At 41.8% G+C, this 19,494-nt stretch carries 10 protein-coding genes; 8 read left to right on the top strand and 2 right to left on the bottom strand.

The annotated features are described in order from the left end of the window. Positions 1-14: 14 nt before the first annotated feature. Entirely contained in the window at positions 15-1,922 is a 1,908-nt protein-coding gene (locus I2I13_RS01275; RefSeq protein ID WP_195648535.1) for a RagB/SusD family nutrient uptake outer membrane protein, read from the bottom strand. A 25-nt stretch (positions 1,923-1,947) separates the two neighbouring features. Continuing rightward, complete coding sequence (locus I2I13_RS01270) at positions 1,948-5,205, bottom strand: TonB-dependent receptor (protein WP_195648534.1); 3,258 nt, start codon at positions 5,203-5,205, stop codon at positions 1,948-1,950. 346 nt (positions 5,206-5,551) lie between these two features. Here I2I13_RS01270 and I2I13_RS01265 point away from each other — a divergent pair, with 346 nt between their 5' ends. The 8 genes from I2I13_RS01265 (at position 5,552) to I2I13_RS01230 (ending at position 19,477) form a co-directional block, all read left to right on the top strand. Then, positions 5,552-6,346 carry a LiaF domain-containing protein gene (locus I2I13_RS01265; protein WP_148366409.1) on the top strand — a complete coding sequence of 265 codons (795 nt, stop codon included), beginning with the start codon at positions 5,552-5,554 and terminating at the stop codon, positions 6,344-6,346. A 3-nt stretch (positions 6,347-6,349) separates the two neighbouring features. After that, positions 6,350-7,168, top strand: a complete 819-nt coding sequence (locus tag I2I13_RS01260; protein WP_195648533.1) for a LytTR family DNA-binding domain-containing protein — start codon at positions 6,350-6,352, stop codon at positions 7,166-7,168. 118 nt (positions 7,169-7,286) lie between these two features. Next, positions 7,287-8,816: a pectate lyase gene (locus I2I13_RS01255; RefSeq protein WP_195648532.1), complete on the top strand. Its 1,530-nt coding sequence runs from the start codon at positions 7,287-7,289 to the stop codon at positions 8,814-8,816. Between the two features lie 379 nt (positions 8,817-9,195). Beyond that, positions 9,196-10,077 carry a hypothetical protein gene (locus I2I13_RS01250; protein WP_074636970.1) on the top strand — a complete coding sequence of 294 codons (882 nt, stop codon included), beginning with the start codon at positions 9,196-9,198 and terminating at the stop codon, positions 10,075-10,077. A 12-nt stretch (positions 10,078-10,089) separates the two neighbouring features. Continuing rightward, positions 10,090-11,898, top strand: a complete 1,809-nt coding sequence (locus I2I13_RS01245) for a DUF5123 domain-containing protein (protein ID WP_195648531.1) — start codon at positions 10,090-10,092, stop codon at positions 11,896-11,898. 31 nt (positions 11,899-11,929) lie between these two features. Then, positions 11,930-14,305 (top strand): BACON domain-containing protein, encoded by a 2,376-nt coding sequence (locus tag I2I13_RS01240; protein WP_195648530.1) that lies wholly within the window; start codon positions 11,930-11,932, stop codon positions 14,303-14,305. A 36-nt stretch (positions 14,306-14,341) separates the two neighbouring features. Continuing rightward, entirely contained in the window at positions 14,342-17,551 is a 3,210-nt protein-coding gene (locus tag I2I13_RS01235) for a TonB-dependent receptor (RefSeq protein WP_074636975.1), read from the top strand. Positions 17,552-17,575: 24 nt separating this feature from the next. Continuing rightward, positions 17,576-19,477 (top strand): RagB/SusD family nutrient uptake outer membrane protein, encoded by a 1,902-nt coding sequence (locus tag I2I13_RS01230; RefSeq protein WP_195648529.1) that lies wholly within the window; start codon positions 17,576-17,578, stop codon positions 19,475-19,477. Positions 19,478-19,494 lie beyond the last annotated feature (17 nt).

Raw genomic sequence — 19,494 nt, 5'->3', positions numbered from 1 at the left:
TTAAGATTTTAAGATTAATCCGAATAACCATAAGAGTTATGTAATTTACCGTTTGAGGTAGAGATGGTTGTAGAAGCTATCGGCAATAAATAACGATTCTTTACAGCCTTGTTCAATCCGCCAGAAATACTAGGCAAGTTTACTTTCAGATTCTTTTGCTCCTTGTCACTGGTTTCAGCTCCGAAGAAGCTCTTGTTTTCATATTCTCCACCTACTTTAGCTCCAAATACGAGAGAAGTCATATCGATATACATCGGATTGTCCGTGCGATATTTATAGTTCACATACTGTGGATATGTACCATTATACACTGCATTTGTATATTCGTTTTTGAACTCGTCTATTTTTTCGCTCAACAGGTTCCAACGGATTAGGTCGAACTTACGAACACCTTCTCCTGCCAGTTCCCATGCATTTTCGTCAACAATTGCATCGAAGAGGTCTTTTCCCATTAGAGCAGTCCATGCAGCATCACGTTTGGTTGCATCGGTGAAAGCACGGTCGTGCACTTCTTTCAGGGCTGCTGTGGCTGTTAATGTACAACCTTCGGCTGTTGCACCCTTACCATAAAGTTCGTTCACAACTTCGGCATACATCAGCAATACTTGCGGATAACGCATTTTCACTACGTTGATACCGGAACAAACTTTCTGATCGCTGGCCAATACAGCTGCGTACCATTCAGAGTTTTCCATCATCTTACGATAATCCCATTTTCCACAATAAAGACCGAAAGGAGCATTTCCTAACATATATTCTTTAAATACTTTGGTGTTTTTGTCTGTAGAAAGTTGTGAAATAGCACAAGTCAGATCGCGGCGGATATCTCCTTCGCCAAACGACAGATAATAAGGAGCAGTCAGTTTCAACTTACCGGATGAGTTACCTTTCGGACCGAATAGGGAACTGGCACCGTTTATACGATATCCGATAGTATATCCCAGCTCACCACTTTTGTTCAGTCCCATTGGAATCTCGAACAGGTTTTCTTGATAAGTCTGATCAAGTTGTCCGATATTTATTAAACGCCAGTATTCTTCTACAGAAGGATTCAGTTTATGTTTTCCTGAACTGACAACAGCTGCCAGATGTTTTTCGGCCAATTCGAATAGTTCTCTACGTTTGGTATCGCTGCAACGTTGAGTAGGATAAGTAGCGTCACTGTTATCTCCGGTGATATATCCGTCTTTAGCTTGTTCGCGGATAGCATATCCGGCACGTGTCATTGCAATATTAGCCAAGAGAGCGTGAGCATAGCCTTTGCTTACATGTTCAGTTGTATAACCGTCTTCACCAGCCCAAGGTAAATATCCGATAGCTTCCTCGAGTTCGATTATCAATTCATCCATGATATCGTCACGGTCTGCCTTTCCAATGTAAACATTAGACAGGTCGCTGTTGGAAGATTCTGTTTTGAAAGGAATATCACCGAACAAGCGGATCAGATCGAAATAAATCATCGCACGCAATGTTATCGCTTCTGCACGGAATCTCATCATGCTGGTACGGGTTGCTCCTGCTTGTTGTATCAGTTGGCTATTGTTTATACCATCTACTACCAGATTCGCATTCTCGATTACTCCGTACATGGCATCCCATACTTTGGAAAGTTGTGACCATCCCGGATTAGCGTTATAGTTCATATTACCACGTTCGCTGGACGTGTTGCTTGCATCCGTACCCAAACCGTCAATCAGTTCACAGTCGGTATTGGTTCCGGCAATGATAGGCAGGAAATTAGAATAAGTCTGGTCTTGCGTCAGGCTGCCGTAAACTTTATTAAGTGCCAATTCTGTATAATAGGCATTATTAAAAGTTGATTCATTATCCAATTCAGACGGTGAGGTCTGATTCAGGAAGTCCGAACAGGAAGACAGGGTAATTAACCCCAGCCCTAGGAATAATGTCTTATATATTTTCATACGATCAATCTGTTTAATGTTTTAATTAGAATGTAACGTTAATACCACCCACAAATGTGCGGCTCTTAGGATAAGCGGCGTAATCTATACCCGGAGTCATCGCATTTTTCTTACTGCTTGTATCGACTTCAGGGTCTGCTCCGCTGTAGTTAGTCCAACAGAACAGGTTATATCCTGTCAGATAGATTCTCACATTCTGCATAAACGCTCTCCTTACAATTGTTTTTGGAAGAGAGTATCCGATAGTAATGTTATTCAAACGCAGGAATGAGGCTTTTTCTACTGCATAATCAGTCAGCTGCATGGTAGTAGCGCTGGCCGGATTGTACATATTGGCGTTAGCGTTTATTTCATTCAGACGTAATCCTGCTGTTGTCATGTCTCCATAGGTATTGAGGACATCTGTAGAACTGGACGACAGGTTCAAACCAGTTTCCGGATCAATCCATGTGTAACGGTTAGACAGTCTGAAATCATTGTTTAAGTTATAACCGGTTCTTGAACCTGAACGGAAAGAAGCTGCCAGTTTTGTTCCATTGACAATTACATTTCCGAGAGAGTAGTTGAAGAATACATTGAAGTCGAAATTACCTACGCGACCATCGAATCCAAAACCACCGGTTGTAGGAGCGATAGTGTTACCCAAACGTTGTTTGAGAGGGTTACCATCTTTATCACATTCCAGTTTCAAACCACCCGGATAGTATTTACCACCGGTGATAGTAGGACTGTTATCTTGCATTCCGTCTTTTAATCCCCATTCGCTACCTGCCCAAACCAGTTCGCCGGTAGGGTTGGTGACAGGATCATATACGGTATAATAACCGTTTGTCTTATATCCCCAAACTTCACCCAAACGTCCGCCTTTCTCTACGCGGAAGTCTTCGTATTTGGCCATTGTACTACCTGACCAGTTACTACTTTGCCAGGGAGAGTCTGTATTCAGTTTATCAATGCGGTTGCGGTTGTAAGCAATGTTGGCATTGAAGTTCAAAGAGAAATTCTTTTTATCAAATAAAACAGCGCTAACAGACAATTCTACACCTTTATTGGATGTCTGTCCGAAGTTCTTGTACTGATAGTTATATCCGGAGAGAGAAGGAATTTCAGTACGCATCAATAAGTCTCTGGTTGTATTCCAGTAAAAGTCGATAGCACCGGAGATACGATTGTTCCAGAATCCATAGTCAATACCGATGTTACGGGTTACTGTTGTTTCCCACTTCAAATCGGGGTTGTATAAGTTCGTTCCATGTTCCAACATGGTAGTGCTTTCTCCGTTGAAGAAAGGATTGCGTGCATCATTACCTCCCAAAGAGTAAGTGGTGGAAAGCAAACCGGAATTGATACGGTTGTTACCGGCAGTACCGAAGCTTAAACGTAGTTTCAAAGCTGACAGCCAGTCTTGAGTGTTACTCATGAAAGCCTCGTCAGAGATACGCCATGCCAAAGCTGCTGACGGGAAAACACCCCAACGATTTCCGGAGCCGAACTTGCTCGAACCGTCTGCACGTACTGTAACAGCAAGCAAGTATTTATCCATCATGGTATAGTTCACACGACCAAAGAATGATAATATGTTTTCTTTTGCAGCAATGGTAGATTGGTTGGCTAAAGCTTTACCCGAACCCATATTTGCTTTCATATCATCGAAATTCATAGTGACAGGGAAAGCTACAGATACATTTTCGATTGACTTCTTTTGATTGCTGCTTACTTCATGTCCGATCAATACATTGAGTTTATCACGACCTTTGAACAGTTTCTTGTTATCATAGGTCAATGTGTTGGCATTACGCCAGCTCATCGTCTTTTCTCTTAATAGGTAGGCTTGTGGCTGACCGTTATATCCATATTTAGAATTAGATACTGCATCTACTCCCCAATACTGTTCTGTATCGTCAAACTTCCATCCATATCCGAATTCGGAACGGAATGTCCAGTTCTTGAATGGTTCCCAGTTTAAACCCACATTGTAGTTCTGGTTGAAAGTATTACGAGTTTTATCTGTTGCAAGCAGACGTTCCAATGGAGATTTCTGTTGTGCCGAACTGTTTTCTTCGTCGTCATCACTGTATTTAAGTGAATCAACCGGACGGAATACGGTAGCATTAGCCACAGTTGAATTGGCAGCATTGGATTCATTGGTATCAGCACCACCACCTAAACCGTCAATGGTAGAGTAACTTAACCGGGCATTAAAGTCCAGTGTCATCCATTTATTCAGTTCTGATTTAATTTTTGCATTTACATTGTCTTTTTTGAAGCCGGAATTAAGCATGATACTTTTTTCTTCATTATGGGCATAGCTGACACTATAAGTCATTTGCTTGGTTCCGCCACTTACATTAATGTTATATTGTTGCTGGTTTCCAGTACGTCCGAACATCTCGTCTTGGTAATCGGTACCATTAATAGAACGCCAGATATCCATATCGGCAAAGTTACCATAATCCAGAGAACCGATTTCACGCTGATAAGCAACGAAATCGTAAGGACTCAAGACTTCAGTCAGTTTGGTTACCTGTTTAAAACCGAAAGAAGCACCGAAGTCTACTTGCGTTTTACCTTCTTTTCCGCTCTTAGTAGTAATGATGATTACACCATTTGCACCACGGGCACCATAAATGGCTGTGGAAGAAGCATCTTTCAATACGTCGATGCTTTGAATTTCCGAGGGGGCGATATCACTAATGCTTGAAACAGGGAAACCGTCTACAATATATAAAGGTGAGTTATCCTGTGATAATGAACCACCACCGCGAACACGGATCTTTATATCTGCATCGGGAGAACCTTCAGTAGTAGTAACACTAACTCCGGCAAGTTTACCGGTAAGGGCTTCAGATGCACTTGCTACTGGTATAGCAGCTAAGTCTTTGGCACTAACAGAGGCTACAGAACCGGTTAAATCTCTTTTATTGACTGTACCGTAACCAATTACTACGACTTCGTCCAAAGCTTTCGAATCGTCGACCATTTGTACATTAATTGTTTTTCTACCTTGAACGGCTACTTCTTGAGTTTTCATACCTATGTATGAAATAACCAATGTTTTTTTGCCATCAACTTTAATAGAAAAATTACCATCTAAATCTGTAATCGTACCATTGGTAGTATTACCTTTTTCTACAACAGAGGCTCCAATAACAGGCTCTCCGCTGGTGTCTTTCACGTTACCTTTTACGGTAATCGTTTGCGCAGATACGCTAAGCGATATTGCTGAAAATAGTATTAGCAATAAAGAGCGCATGTTTTTCACTTTGTTAGACATTCTTTGCATGTTTATTAATTAATGGTTGTTGTTTGATATTTCATAAAAATCCCGATGAGAGTTCATTCATCGCTACAAAAGTATGAGAATGAAGATATAGTGATGTGCAATATTTGTTTTTCACCTCGTATTTTTTGTTTTTTAGTTTGTTGCGAGGTGTAGTTATTAGCTTTGAAGGGTGTTATTTGTGTTCTAAAGACCGGCAAATATACGAATCAGGGATTTCTAAATTGATTTTTTCACCGGTTTTTATCCGGCATTCATCGGAATTTATACCGTAAATCAACAGAAAAGCCTGTGGAAGCATAGGGAAATGATGTATCTTTGAACCATTAATCAATTAATAATAGAGACAATGGAAGAGAAACAAAATTTTCCCCGTGCTACAGGCTTTTCCGGTAAAATACTGATAGCTTCACTTTTTATCCTTTCCGGGATTCTACTGTTTGCCCGTAATATGGGATGGATTACATCAGAAGTATTTGATATAATCGTATCCTGGCATTCACTCCTTATATTATTAGGTATATATGCTATGATTCGCCGCCATTTCATCGGTGGAATCATCCTTTTTCTGGCGGGTGCCTATTTTTTGACAGGAGGACTTTCCTGGTTGCCGGAGAATTCACAGGCAATGGTGTGGCCCCTCGCCCTGATAATAGCAGGCGTTTTATTTATCTTCAAACCCGGCAGAAATAAGAGGGCGCAATGGGCTCGTCAGCATACAATGGAACATCGTCGGCAATGGATGAAGATGCATCAGGGTAGACCCGGCATGAACTTTGAGAGTGAACAACAACAGTCGGAATCAGTAGATGGCTTTTTGCGTTCGGAGAATGTCTGGGGAGCTGCACGCCACGTAGTACTTGATGAGTTGTTTAAAGGAGCCATCATTCGTACCTCTTTCGGGGGGACAACTATTGATCTTCGCCATACCCATATTGCACCGGGAGAAACCTATATTGATTTGGATTGCAGTTGGGGGGGAGTCGAAATTTATGTCCCGTCGGATTGGACAGTCGTGTTCAAATGCAATGCTTTTTTTGGAGGATGTGATGACAAACGCTGGCAAAATGGGAATGTAAACAAGGAGAGCATATTGGTCATTCGTGGAACGCTTTCTTTCGGAGGCTTGGAAGTTAAAGACTAGCGTATGAAAGCACATCCGATAATAGATTATCCATTCCGCTGGGTTCCGATGCTGGTGCTAGCGTTGATTCTGGTTGCAACACAGGTGGCTTTAGTTTGTGGATATACCGGAACCAACTATCTTCCTGCTCTGGTAGATGGAGTCGCAACAATTGGTTGGCTGGCAGCCATAGCCTATTTAGCCTGGTTTGTGGTCGGTCTTGTTTCGTTGTTCCAGACGGATATAATCATGATAATCGTTGGAAGCCTGTTATGGCTGGCGGGTAGTTTTATGATCTGTGATATCATGGTGAGGATTGTAGGCGTATCCTATATTCCTTTTGTGCAGACCATACCTTTCCGGTTATTATTCGGACTACCAACCTTGATTGCCATTACTTTATGGTATCGCCTGATCGTAACTAAGGAAGAAGTACAGAATCAGGAACTGGATAAAGAATTGGCTGCACATCAGCTAACTGTGACCGAACAACAAGGAAAACCACAGACAGAATTAATAAATCGCATTACAGTGAAAGACGGTTCCCGAATTCATCTGGTAAAGGCAGATGAACTGATCTACATACAAGCGTGTGGAGATTATGTGATGCTGATAACTCCTACCGGAGAATATCTGAAAGAACAAACAATGAAGTATTTTGAGACCCATCTGTCTCCTGATACATTTGTGCGTGTACATCGTTCTACGATTGTCAACGTAACACAAATTTCGCGGGTGGAGCTTTTTGGAAAAGAAACTTATCAGTTGTTATTGAAAACTGGCGTGAAACTAAAAGTGAGTCTTTCCGGTTACCGGTTATTAAAAGAGCGGCTGGGGATCTAAAATTGGTTCAATCTTATCATAAAAACTGATTTTTCCCCCATATCGGTCAAAAAATGAATGTCAGAATGAAAAGCTTCCACTACTTTTGTTTCCATCATCTAATAATGTGAATAAGGAAATGAGAAGAATATTAGTTAATGTCTGTCTGCTGGCAATGGTCGTGGGAGGAACGATGTCTTTTTCCTATGACATACCCGAAAAACAGGAGACAGGCGTCCGGGAAGGTCGAGTGATCTCTTTTCCCGGAGCTGAAGGACACGGTAGATACACGACGGGCGGCCGTGGTGGTAAAGTGTATCATGTGACTTCTTTGGAAGACGATGGTTCGCAAGGGACTTTACGATGGGCTTTGAAACAAAATGGACCTAAAACGATTGTTTTTGATGTGGCTGGCACGATTCATCTGAAATCGGAGTTACGAACAGGGAAAGATCATCTCACCATTGCAGGACAGACTTCTCCCGGAGGAATCTGTCTGGCTGATTATGGCTTTTCTATTAATTCTAATAATGTAATTATCCGTTTTCTTCGTTTCCGCCCCGGAGAAGCCAGTGGAAAAGAACCCGATGGATTGGGCGGCTGTGATAAAAAAGATATTATGGTAGACCATTGCTCCGTTAGTTGGAGTGTGGATGAATGTCTTTCCGTTTATGGTATGGAAAACTCCACGGTACAATGGTGTATTGGCTCTGAAGCATTAAGAAAAGCGACTCATGTAAAAGGGGCACACGGATATGGCGGTAATTGGGGAGGCCATAAAGCTTCCTATCATCATAACTTGATCGCTCACTGTGAAAGTCGCGTGCCGCGTCTGGGCCCTCGTCCTTCTACATTAGCTCTTGGCGAATGTGTTGATATTCGGAATAATGTTTTCTACAACTGGGCTGGAAACGGTTGCTATGGCGGAGAAGATCAGCATGTCAATATCGTCAATAACTATTATAAACCGGGACCGGCAACCAAACAGGCCTCCAAACAGGTGCAATATCGTATCGCCAAAGTCGGAGTTTATCCGCAGGCTTATGTTTACGTTGATGGAGAACCCAAAAAGAACTTAGCTTTTCAACCTTACCTGCAGAAATGGGGAACTTTCTATATTGATGGAAATAAGATAGAAGGTAACAACAGAGTGACTGCCGATAACTGGACGGATGGGGTCTATGCCCAGTTGAAGAATGATGAAAAAGTAGACTTCCTCTGGACAGAAGAAGCCAAAGAATCTATCCGTCTGAAAGAACCTCTTGATTTTGGAGTAATCACTACCTATTCGGCTGACAAGGCTTATGAACAGGTAATGAACTATGCGGGTTGTTGTAATTATCGTGATGAAGTAGACAAACGTATCATCTCTGACACCCGGAAAGGAACGGCAACTTTCACAGGAGAAGGAAATAAACCCGGATTTATCAATAGCCCCGAAGATATAGGTGATTCTCCCTGGCCGGAATTGTCAATAGCAGGTCTTTCGGTACCGGTGGATTCAGACGGTGATGGCATACCTGATGAGTGGGAAATAAAAAACGGACTTGATCCGAATAATCCCGCAGATGGAAATACAAAAACGAAAGATCCGAATGGACAATATACGAATCTTGAGGTATATTTGAATAGTTTGGTGCAAAATATAGTCGATGCACAGAACAAATAGGTAATCAGTAATTCTCCGTTCAATGCGGTGAATTTAGATGATATGCCTTTCAGGTGTTTTATGATAACACTTGAAGGGCATATCTTTTTTGTGCATAGCTATACTTGAGGGGCACTTTTTGCCCCAGTCCGTTTTTTCCTCCTTTTCTACTAAATCTTACTCTATCTTCTCTTGTTTAATCTTCAAATTTGCACTGGTGAAAGAACAAAGAATTCACTTTAGCGAAAAACATCTTAATGTATAATGAAAATCTAAACAAATGAGAAACATGAATCTATTATTCCGGAGTATGAATTCTCCTTAAAAAGCCCCCCTGTCCCTTGGGGGAAAAGAACACTATAATGGTTGTTGTATTTTAAAACTGTATAAACTAATATTTATGAGACATCTAACGAAATTTTCAATTTTACTATTTCTCACTTTCTTCTCTTGCTCACAGCAGATAGAGGAGGGATGGGAATCTGGCGAGTTACCTCAAGAGCCCGAAACGCATCCTGTAAGCGTTAGTTTTAGCCGGGCAAGTCTTGAAACCTTTACCGAACAAGGCATAACGGAGATTGGCATTTATGCGTATCTGAAAGATTCTATGGTATACGGAAAGAATCTACCTTTAAACGATGGGAATTTGCAAATAGATCTTCCTCTCGGAGAAAATCTGCAAACTTTCGCTGTAGCGAATGCGGATCATCTGACCGATGTAGACAGCCTCTCTAAAGTGGTAGTGTATCAAGATATCTATGCACAAAAACAGGTGTATATTTCCAATGTTGTAGATCTGACTTCAGACTATTCTGTCAGTAATCTAAGTCTGGAACTGAAACGTTTGGTTGGACAAGCTACATTCCAACCTAGAGAAACTGCAGATGAACTCAATGCTATTACTCGGTTTGACCAGTTGAATGTCACTTTTACGAATGTAGGTGTTGCCTATAAAGTAAAAACCGGAGCATGTGTTCAACAGGATATAACGATTAGTGTGGATCGGGCTGCAGGCTTTAGTGCATCTGTTTATTCATTTCCAACAATCAATGCAGACTTAAGAACGTCGGTAGATGTGGTATATTTGAAAGGCGGAGAAGAAGTAAACCGCACAAATAGTCCGCTTGATACAGGCATTGCCTTTGAACCGTCCAAACATTCTATAGTCTATATGCCTATATTAGAGGAAGCGTATTTACAAAATTCGTGGACTCGTAGTCTGGTCATGAGTAAAACTGATATGTTACCCCAACCATTTACAATAGAAGAATCTGAATTTTAAAACAGGAGTCTTATGAGAAAAAATATAATTTATTCTTTAGTGGGATTGACACTTCTACTGGGTACGTATGCTTGCTCTGATGATGATAAGTATTCGACTTCAGTAGTAAATCAAATCGAATTATTCTTGGATGATGAACCGTGGGCAGTGAATACGGGATTATCAACCAAACCTCTTTTTATATATAAAGATAACGGAGAGTATTTTGCTAATTATACCTCACATTATCGTTTCCAGTTACCTAATGGAAAATATAGGATTCTGTCAACAACACAGACAGATTCGATTCCTTGTCCGAGTAATTTGAATGATATTATTATTCGGCAAGATCTGGCGGCAAAAACGAAGTATGCTATTTCAGCACCTGTGGAATACAGTTCTCCGTTCAATGATCCGTTGAGTATTCGTATGTATAACCGGACAGGAGTGATCCGTCTGAAAGCTACGGATAAAAAAGCGGATAAGAGATATTCTACGGTACGCGCTGTGCTTTCATGTCCGATTTCCGGTTATAAAGTGTCGGATGCCAGATTCATAGAAACACCGATAGAAATAATCCGCGATAAAGCTACCAGCAGTGGTGGTGTGAATTATACAGATGATATGGTGTTGTTTGAGACGCGGACGATAGGAAAAGAGATAGGTATTCGCATTGATTATTTGGATCAGCATAATAATGTGGTGCAGTCGAAAACTATTGATGGTACATTCCCTATATTGCCCGATGACACTACACAGGTGGCTTTTGCTCTTAATAACGCCGACGAACCGATGATTCAGGATTATAAAGTGACGATAGCGTCGGAAGGATGGGATGAAGAAGAAATAAATCCGGAAGCTCCGATGAGAATACCGGATGGATATAGATATGTGAATCCGGAAGAGAATCTGGAACAGATATGCAAAGCGTTGATGGCGGATGTGACTGTAACTGAAGTGAAGCTGTTCTTGAAAGCAGGGGGAGAGTATAAGTTGGGAAGACAGACTGATTTCGGAAAGAGCCTCTATATTGTAGGGCAGAAACCGACAAATGGACAAAAACTGGCCTATATGGAAATGGGTAATATGAGCATATCTACCGGTGATAACAAAATTGATGCTGTTCATTTTGAAAACCTGAGTATAAAAACGACAGACTCGGATTTCTTCAAGTTGAAGAATCAACATTTCCATGTGAAAGAGATTTCGCTGAAAGGATGTGATATTAATGATTTGGGACGCACGATGTGGTATCAGGAAGTAAATGCCAAACTGGCGCAAACTGTTGATAACCTTATTATTGAAGATTGCCGTTTCTTCGGATTAAATTCTGGTAGCAGCGGATTGTTCGGGTTGTCTACTAAACAGGATGCTCCTATTTACAATATTGTGTTCAGAAATTCTACATTCCATGCAAATAATCTGACTAAAGCATTGATAACAGGCCTGAGTTCCATGACCGGTGATTTGAGTATAACCATAGAGAATTGTACATTCATCGGAATGGCACCTGTAGGTATGACATTCTTTGATTTGTCGCCGAAGAATACCAGCAGTTTCACATTGACGGTTAAGAATAATCTGTTCAGTGGCATATCCGGAGAAGGCAGTGGTACTTGGTTTAATTTGAGAAATGTAACAGGCAGAACATTTGCAGACAATTATCATACGCAAGGTTTCGTCATGAATACTTGGGGAGTAAACGATAATGAACTTCCGGCTGAAACAACTTCAATGAGTGCACTCTTTACGGATGTTGAGGGAAGGGATCTGACTATTAAGGACAAGAGTTCGGAAGTATATACCAAAGGAATCGGTGATCCGCATTGGATTAGAAAATAGTTAAAGTATAAACGAATAAATTATATAGGATATGAGATCATTTCTAATCATATTATTGGCAGGATTGCTTGGGGCTTGTAGTTCGGATGACGAAAAGAACGAAGCAGCATTAGCTAATAACTTGGAAGTATCAAAGAATGAGGTGAAACTCACCAATGTAGGAGGTTCTTTTACTATCAATGTGACTGCAACCGGCGATTGGACAGCTAAAGTCACAGAAAGTAATGGTAGCTGGCTGACTCTTTCGAAAGAAAGTGGAAATGGAAACGGCGATCTTCGTTTATTCTTCACTGAAAACACAGATGACGCGAAGCGTGAAAGTAAGATTAAGGTTACTTTGACGAATGTTAATACGACGATTGAACAGGAAATCTCTGTAGAACAACTGGGTACTGATCCGGATATTTTGCTGGATTATTCAAAAGAAGTGATTCCATTTTTAGGAACTACTCTGATTTGTCAGGTTGTATCCAATGTGGCATGGAAAATAGAGATTGACGATCAAACCGACTGGATCAAGGAAGTCGATCAGTCTGCACAGGAGAGCCGTAGTTTTGTGACGGATAATGTTCACTTTGCTATTGCATTGAACGTGGCAGCGGAGAGAAGAGGGAATATCGTATTTAAGACAGTGGGTGATTACATCATGAGTAAGACTGTGGAGATTGTTCAGGAAGGACTCAAAACGACTCTGGAAGTAGAGCAGGATGAATATATTATTCCTTATAAGTGTAAGGCACTAACTATTCCCGTCACTCAAGAATATGCAATAGAATATACGATGACTTCAACCGAACCCTGGATTACTTTGGATAAGGAAGCTTCGACAGAAGATGCAATCGTACTGAAAATACAAGATAATACAGATCGTTTTCCACGCACTTCTTCTGTGACCATAAAGAACAGCGTGTTGGAACAGAAGATAGAGATTTTTCAGTATGGTAAACCTGATACGAGTATTGGTGACGACCCATCGGCCGGACAACTTTTGGCTTTCCCCGGTGCGGAGGGAGGTGGACGTTTTACAACCGGAGGCCGTGGCGGTGAAATCTATCGGGTTACTAATCTGGAAGATTATGGCAAAAATGAAACTCCCATCAAAGGAAGTCTGCGTTATGGAATCGAGAAGTCCGACCAGCCTCGGAATATCATCTTTGATGTTTCGGGTATCATAGAACTGAAGCGTGGATTGTTTTTAGTAGATCATCCCAATGTAAGTATCTTGGGACAGACAGCTCCGGGCGATGGTATCACGTTGAAGAACTATAATTTCTCTTTTAATCTGTCGGCAGACAGCAAAGAAATGAATGCAATTATTCGTTTCTTACGTTGCCGTCCCGGTGACAAATACGAGGATTATGCCGAAGATGCTATTGGAGGAAGATATTTCACGAATGCGATTGTCGATCATGTTACTGCCAGTTGGGGAGTTGATGAAACTCTGTCTTTCTATGGTTGTCAGAATTTTACTGCGCAGTGGTGTATGTCAACAGAGAGCTTGAATAATTCCAATCATGCCAAAGGAGCTCATGGGTATGGAGCGATGTTTAGTGGTGATAATGCTTCTTACCATCATATTCTGATGGCACATCATAGTAGCCGTGCTCCCCGAATTTCTGATATGCCGGAACCCGGAACCCAAGGAGCCGGTGACCATATCGGATATTTTGATGTACGAAACAATGTCTATTATAACTGGAGTGAAGCCGGATTTGGCTGTTATGGTGGAAAATATGGAACGTTCAATATTGTCAACTGCTATTATAAAGCAGGACCGGCTACCGGAACAGGAAGTATGTCGTGGAGAGTTCTGTCAAGTGATCCTACCGCCAGAGCATATATCGAGGGCAACCATGTGACTGCCAGTGCAGAAGTTACGGCAGATAACTGGACGAATGGAATCTGGAGTCAATTTTGGCGCGATTTGCATCCTACAGAAGAAGAAATGCATGCAATGAGAATGGCGGAACCGCAGCCATTTAGTAAGGTGACCAGCCATACACCCGAGCAAGCCTATGAAAAGGTATTGCAATATGCCGGCGCCTCTTTGCGCAGAGATATTATTGATCAACGTATCGTGAAAGAGGTCAGAGGAGGTACTTCTACATGGACTGGTTCGAAGGATGAAAAACCGCGTCCTGGAATTATTGATACGGTAGGAGATACAGAAGGATATCCTGAAGTTAAATCGTTGAAAGCCTGGCCTGATACGGATGGCGATGGAATTCCTGATATTTGGGAAGAAGCTTACGGACTTGATCCGAATAATCCGGATGATGCTGCACAGATAAGTACGTCAGTAGATCCCAACGGGCGTTATTCCAATCTCGAAGTTTATTTTCATAACCTGGTTCAGCATATTGTTTACAATCAGAATCTGGGCGGTCAGGTTATCGAGAAGAAATAGTAAACCGTATATTTTGTAACAAAAAACTTTAGTATAATGAATAAACTAATTATAAGTATATTCACCCTGTTATTGGTGGCGGTCAGTGGTTTTGCACAGACCGTAACCGGTACGGTGACAGATAACTACGGGCCGGTAATAGGTGCCGCAGTAATGGTGCAAGGCACAAAAATAGGTACTACTACCGATATGGACGGAAACTTTACACTGACCAATGTTCCTGATGTGAATAAAGCTGTGTTGACTATCCGTTATGTCGGAATGAATGAAGTGAAAGAACCGTTGAAAGGACGTACTTCCGGAATTCATATTCAGATGACGGAAGCCGTCGGACAATTGGATGATGTGGTCGTAATCGGTTATGGTACACAGAAAAGAGGAAATCTGACTGGTTCGGTATCGAGTGTATCGGGCAAGGTTCTCGAAAAAGTACCGACTGCTTCCGTTGCAGAGGCTATTGTCGGTAAAATGCCGGGTGTGCAGGTGACAGCAGTGGATGGTTCACCGGATGCGGAAATTAAAATATTGGTGCGTGGTGGAGGTTCGATCACGCAGGACAACAGTCCGCTGATTTTGGTAGACGGATTTGAAGTGGGAAGTTTAAATGATATTCCACCGACAGATGTAGAGTCCATCGATGTCTTGAAAGATGCTGCTTCTACGGCAGTTTATGGAGCTCGCGGTGCTAATGGTGTCATTCTGGTGACTACCAAACAAGCAAAGGAAGGACGCGTATCTATCAATTTGAATACTTACTTGCAGACAAGCACATTATCAAACAAGCTGGACGTGATGGATCCCTACGAATATGTTTTGATGCAATATGAGAATGCCCGTCAAAAGAATTCCATACCCGACGATTTCTTTAATAAGTATGGACAAGCATATGAATTCTATATTTATCAGGGAGATAAAGGAACGGACTGGCAGGATGAAATTTTTGGAACGAATCCGGTATCTAAATATGTAGACCTTAGTATCAATGGCGGTACAGAGAAAACGAAGTATAAAGTGGCATTTATCCATCAAGACCGTCCTAGTGTGATGGTGGGGAACGGGTTGAAACAGAACAACCTGAATGTGAGTCTGAATACCAAACTCTTTAAATTCCTGACTTTTGAATACCGCACCCGTTTGTTGCATAAAGAAGTGGACGGTTCCGGTACGGATGGGGTGAGTCTTTTGGATGCACTCCGTCAGGCACCTACTGAAGGATTGGATGAATATATGAAATTGCCGGAAGATGATACTTATTATGACCCTGATTTATTGGATGAGATAACCCGCTTTAACCCGAAAGAAGAATCTGAAAAGAATTATAAGAAAAGAATTAATAAGTCTCTCAATACGATAGGTGCTCTGACTTGGAATATAATGAAAGGCATGACTTTCCGTACGGAATTCGGCTTTGAAAATAATACAGAGGAGTCTCGACGTTTTTGGGGCACTGATACATCTAACGCCAAGAATAATAATAACCAGCCAATGGCTGAGTGGAGTATGTCTCAAGGTTCCAAATGGCAATTATCCAATGTGTTTAACTACAACTTTATGTTGGATGATACGCATGATATCCAATTGATGGTCGGACAAGAAATGAAGAGTTCCCAATCCAGCCGTAAGACCTATACTACCCGCTATTTTCCGGTGAATACAACTGCGGAAAAAGCATTTGATAACCTGTCTTTGGGTACTCCTTACGAAAATAAGTCTTCTGCCGGTTCGCCCACACGCATTTCTTCTTTTTTCGGTCGTGCTTACTATGGATATAAGGATAAGTATCTCGCTACCGTGACCTTGCGTGCCGATGGTTCATCGAAGTTTGCTTCAGGCAATCGTTGGGGATTTTTCCCGGCAGCGGCTGTTGCATGGCGTATGTCTAATGAGGACTTTTTGAAAGAGAGTGAAGTGGTGTCGAATCTTAAATTGAGAGTAAGTTATGGTGCTTCTGGAAATGACCGTATCTCTTCCGATATTTATCAGAAATTGTATGGTATCAGCAGCAGCCGGCCTGCGGGTTGGGAAGAAACGAGCCGGTACTATTATCAATTTTATAACACGAAAGAACTGTATAATCCCCATGTAAAATGGGAGACTACCATTACCCGTAACCTTGCCGTTGACTTCGGCTTTTTCAGAGAACGGTTAAGCGGATCATTGGAATTCTATTGGAACACGGTGAAAGACTTACTGCTTTCTTCTACTATTCCCGGCTATACAGGCTACACGCATCTTATGGAGAATGTGGGGCAGACTTCAAACCGAGGGGTTGAGTTGTCTCTGACCGGTTATATCATCGACCGTCCGGACTTTACATTGAACGCGACGTTTAATATCGGTCGTAATAAAAACAAGATCGACAAGCTCGCAAGTGGTGAAAAGGAAATGGTGCTTTCTTCTGGCTGGGCAGGCTCTCAACTATTGAATTCAGATGATTATCGTGCCTACGTAGGAGGTACTACCGGTTTGATCTATGGATTTGTGAATGACGGTTTCTATACAGTGGATGATTTCAAGCCATTTGATTCAAAATCCAGAACATGGACATTGAAAGACGGAGTCGTAAACTCCAGCCCGTTGTCCGGTGACCCGCGTCCGGGTAATGCCAAATTTAAAAAACTCACTCCGGTGGATGAAAATAGTGCCAACCCGTATACGTTGACGGATGACGACCGTACTGTGATCGGTAATACTACTCCGAAGTTTTCGGGAGGATTTGGATTAAATGCAACTTTTAAAGGTTTTGATGTAAGTGCATTCTTTAATTTCATGTATGATTTCGATGTGTTCAATGCTAATAAAGTAATGATGACTACATGGGCAAGCAATAATTACAACAATTTCAGTATGGATATTTCTGCTGCGAAGCGTTGGCGTAATTTTGACGATATGGGTAATGAAATTCGTTACAGTCCGGAAATTCTTGCAGAGTTTAATAAGAATGCGACGATGTGGAATCCGACTTCTATCGGACGTCCCATTGCAATGTCATATGCAGTGGAAGACGGTTCTTTCCTGCGTCTCAATACGGCTACTATCGGCTATACACTGCCACGTGTATGGACCAATCAAGTGGGTTTGAGCAGAGTACGTTTCTATGCGTCAGGTTACAACCTCTTTACGATTACCGGATATAGCGGTTATGATCCGGAGGTAGATATTGCTACCGGATTAACGCCGAATATCGATAATAACAGATATCCGAGAAGCCGCACATACACGTTCGGTGTGCAATTGACCTTTTAATAAACTAACTAAAATGAAAGAACAATGAATAAGAAGTTATTATATTCAACCATAGCCTGCGCGATGCTCTCTTTCACATCTTGTAATGACTTTCTGGATGTGGAGCCTCCTTCAGGATTTACCCCCGGATACGTTTTTACTTCAGAAGAGGAAGCCAAAGCCTTGATGACTAAAATGTATTCTGCAATGACAGAAGACGGTATGTATGGCAGTACGCTTGCCAACAGCCTGAATACGAATACGGATGTAGAAATGTCTTCCTTTAAGAATAATACCGTAGCGGCCACCGGTGCGGATATCGGTTGTTTCGATTCCAAACCCTACTGGAATACGTTGAATAGTACATGGAACAATATGTATTCCGTGATCAATTATGCGAACGACTTCCTGCATGAAATGGAAAATTCCTCTTTGTTCTCCTTACAGATAAAAGAGGAGGGACCGACTGAAATTCAACAGATGTACGGAGAGGTGAAAACACTTCGTGCGATGCTTTATCTGGATTTGATTCGTACATGGGGAGATGTCGTCTTTGTGACCGAACCTTCGAAATCCACAGATGATTTCTTTTCAGTCGGTGTGACGGAACGGAACAAGATACTGGAATACCTGATTGACGAGTTGATTGATGTAGAGCCGATGATGAAATATGCCGCCGATCTGGATTACGGGGTAGAGCGTGCTTCCCGCGAATATTGCCAGGCACTTATCGGACAACTGGCTTTGTATCGTGGAGGATGGTCTTTACGTCCCGATAAAGAGAATCCGGACAACGTGGGATATATGGAACGTGGTGACAATTTCGAGCATTATTATGATATCGCTATCACCTATCTGGGTAAAGTAATCAAGGAAAACAAGCATGATTTGAAACAGAGTTACGAAGAACTTTGGTACAATGAATGCAATTGGACGACGGCGAATAATGACGATGTGATTTTTGCTATCCCTATGCTGAAAAGTGTGACCAGCCGTTACGGGTATAATGTAGGTGTAACGATTGCCGGTGACAAGCACGAGTATGGAAGTGCCAGCAACTATCTGCATTATTGTGGTACGTATATGTTTACATTTGATGGGGATGATTTGCGTCGTGACGTTACGTGTGCTCCTTACAAATACGATAAGAACCTGAATCAGGAGATGGATATGGGAATCGCCGGCATGGGAGTAGGTAAATGGTCGAAACTTAAAATGAAGTCTCCGTTAGGCTCTTCCAGTGGTGCGGGAACGGGTATCAATAGCATACGCATGAGGTTTGCAGATGTGTTGTTGATGTATGCTGAAGCGGTGAACGAGCGGTTCGGACCGCGTGATGATGCAAAGGAAGCGATGAAGAGGGTAAGGCGGCGTGCGTTTGATCCTTCTTTGTGGGCTTCGAAAGTAGAATCTTACGTAGAAAGTCTGAATACAGAAGACGATTTCTTCAAAGCAATCATGGACGAACGAAAATGGGAATTTGGGGGTGAAAGTATCCGTAAATATGACTTGGCCCGTTGGAATAAGTACAGTGAGGTGATCTATAATCTCTATTTTGAAATGATTAATTGGGGGTTGGTTGCCAATGGTACCTATATACCGGGTATTGAGAAAGTACCTGAAAATATTTATTATAAGTCAGTCCCTGATCCGGAACATCCGGACAGAACCATTCTGGATATAGTCGGCATTGAGAAAGAAGAATTCGGAACGGGTAAACCTGCCGGTTATCAAACGTTGGCATACGCTATTGGATGGAGAGTCCTGAACTCGGAAACGCAGCAATTTGAGACCTTGAAAGAGATTTCCTGGAGTTTCAGAGGATTTATCAATCTGAATAACGACAAGAGTGTGAAACCTTCTGATCCGTTGAGATATTTGTGTCCTTATCCTTCACAAGTAATTACAGACCATAGAGGGGCTATTCAAAACTATTATGGATATTAACCAGTAAAAATGAATGT

Source organism: Bacteroides sp. D55t1_190419_B8 (assembly GCF_015558905.1).
Lineage (GTDB): Bacteria > Bacteroidota > Bacteroidia > Bacteroidales > Bacteroidaceae > Bacteroides > Bacteroides vicugnae.
The sequence above is the reverse complement of the archived record's forward strand: the minus strand, read 5'-3'. Positions and strand labels throughout refer to the sequence as shown.

Excerpts from the sequence above, each read along its gene's own strand:
- I2I13_RS01275 (WP_195648535.1), bottom strand. The coding sequence starts at position 1,922 with ATGAAAATATATAAGACATTATTCCTAGGGCTGGGGTTAATTACCCTG.
- I2I13_RS01270 (WP_195648534.1), bottom strand. The coding sequence starts at position 5,205 with ATGCAAAGAATGTCTAACAAAGTGAAAAACATGCGCTCTTTATTGCTA.
- I2I13_RS01265 (WP_148366409.1), top strand. The coding sequence starts at position 5,552 with ATGGAAGAGAAACAAAATTTTCCCCGTGCTACAGGCTTTTCCGGTAAA.
- I2I13_RS01260 (WP_195648533.1), top strand. The coding sequence starts at position 6,350 with ATGAAAGCACATCCGATAATAGATTATCCATTCCGCTGGGTTCCGATG.
- I2I13_RS01255 (WP_195648532.1), top strand. The coding sequence starts at position 7,287 with ATGAGAAGAATATTAGTTAATGTCTGTCTGCTGGCAATGGTCGTGGGA.
- I2I13_RS01250 (WP_074636970.1), top strand. The coding sequence starts at position 9,196 with ATGAGACATCTAACGAAATTTTCAATTTTACTATTTCTCACTTTCTTC.
- I2I13_RS01245 (WP_195648531.1), top strand. The coding sequence starts at position 10,090 with ATGAGAAAAAATATAATTTATTCTTTAGTGGGATTGACACTTCTACTG.
- I2I13_RS01240 (WP_195648530.1), top strand. The coding sequence starts at position 11,930 with ATGAGATCATTTCTAATCATATTATTGGCAGGATTGCTTGGGGCTTGT.
- I2I13_RS01235 (WP_074636975.1), top strand. The coding sequence starts at position 14,342 with ATGAATAAACTAATTATAAGTATATTCACCCTGTTATTGGTGGCGGTC.
- I2I13_RS01230 (WP_195648529.1), top strand. The coding sequence starts at position 17,576 with ATGAATAAGAAGTTATTATATTCAACCATAGCCTGCGCGATGCTCTCT.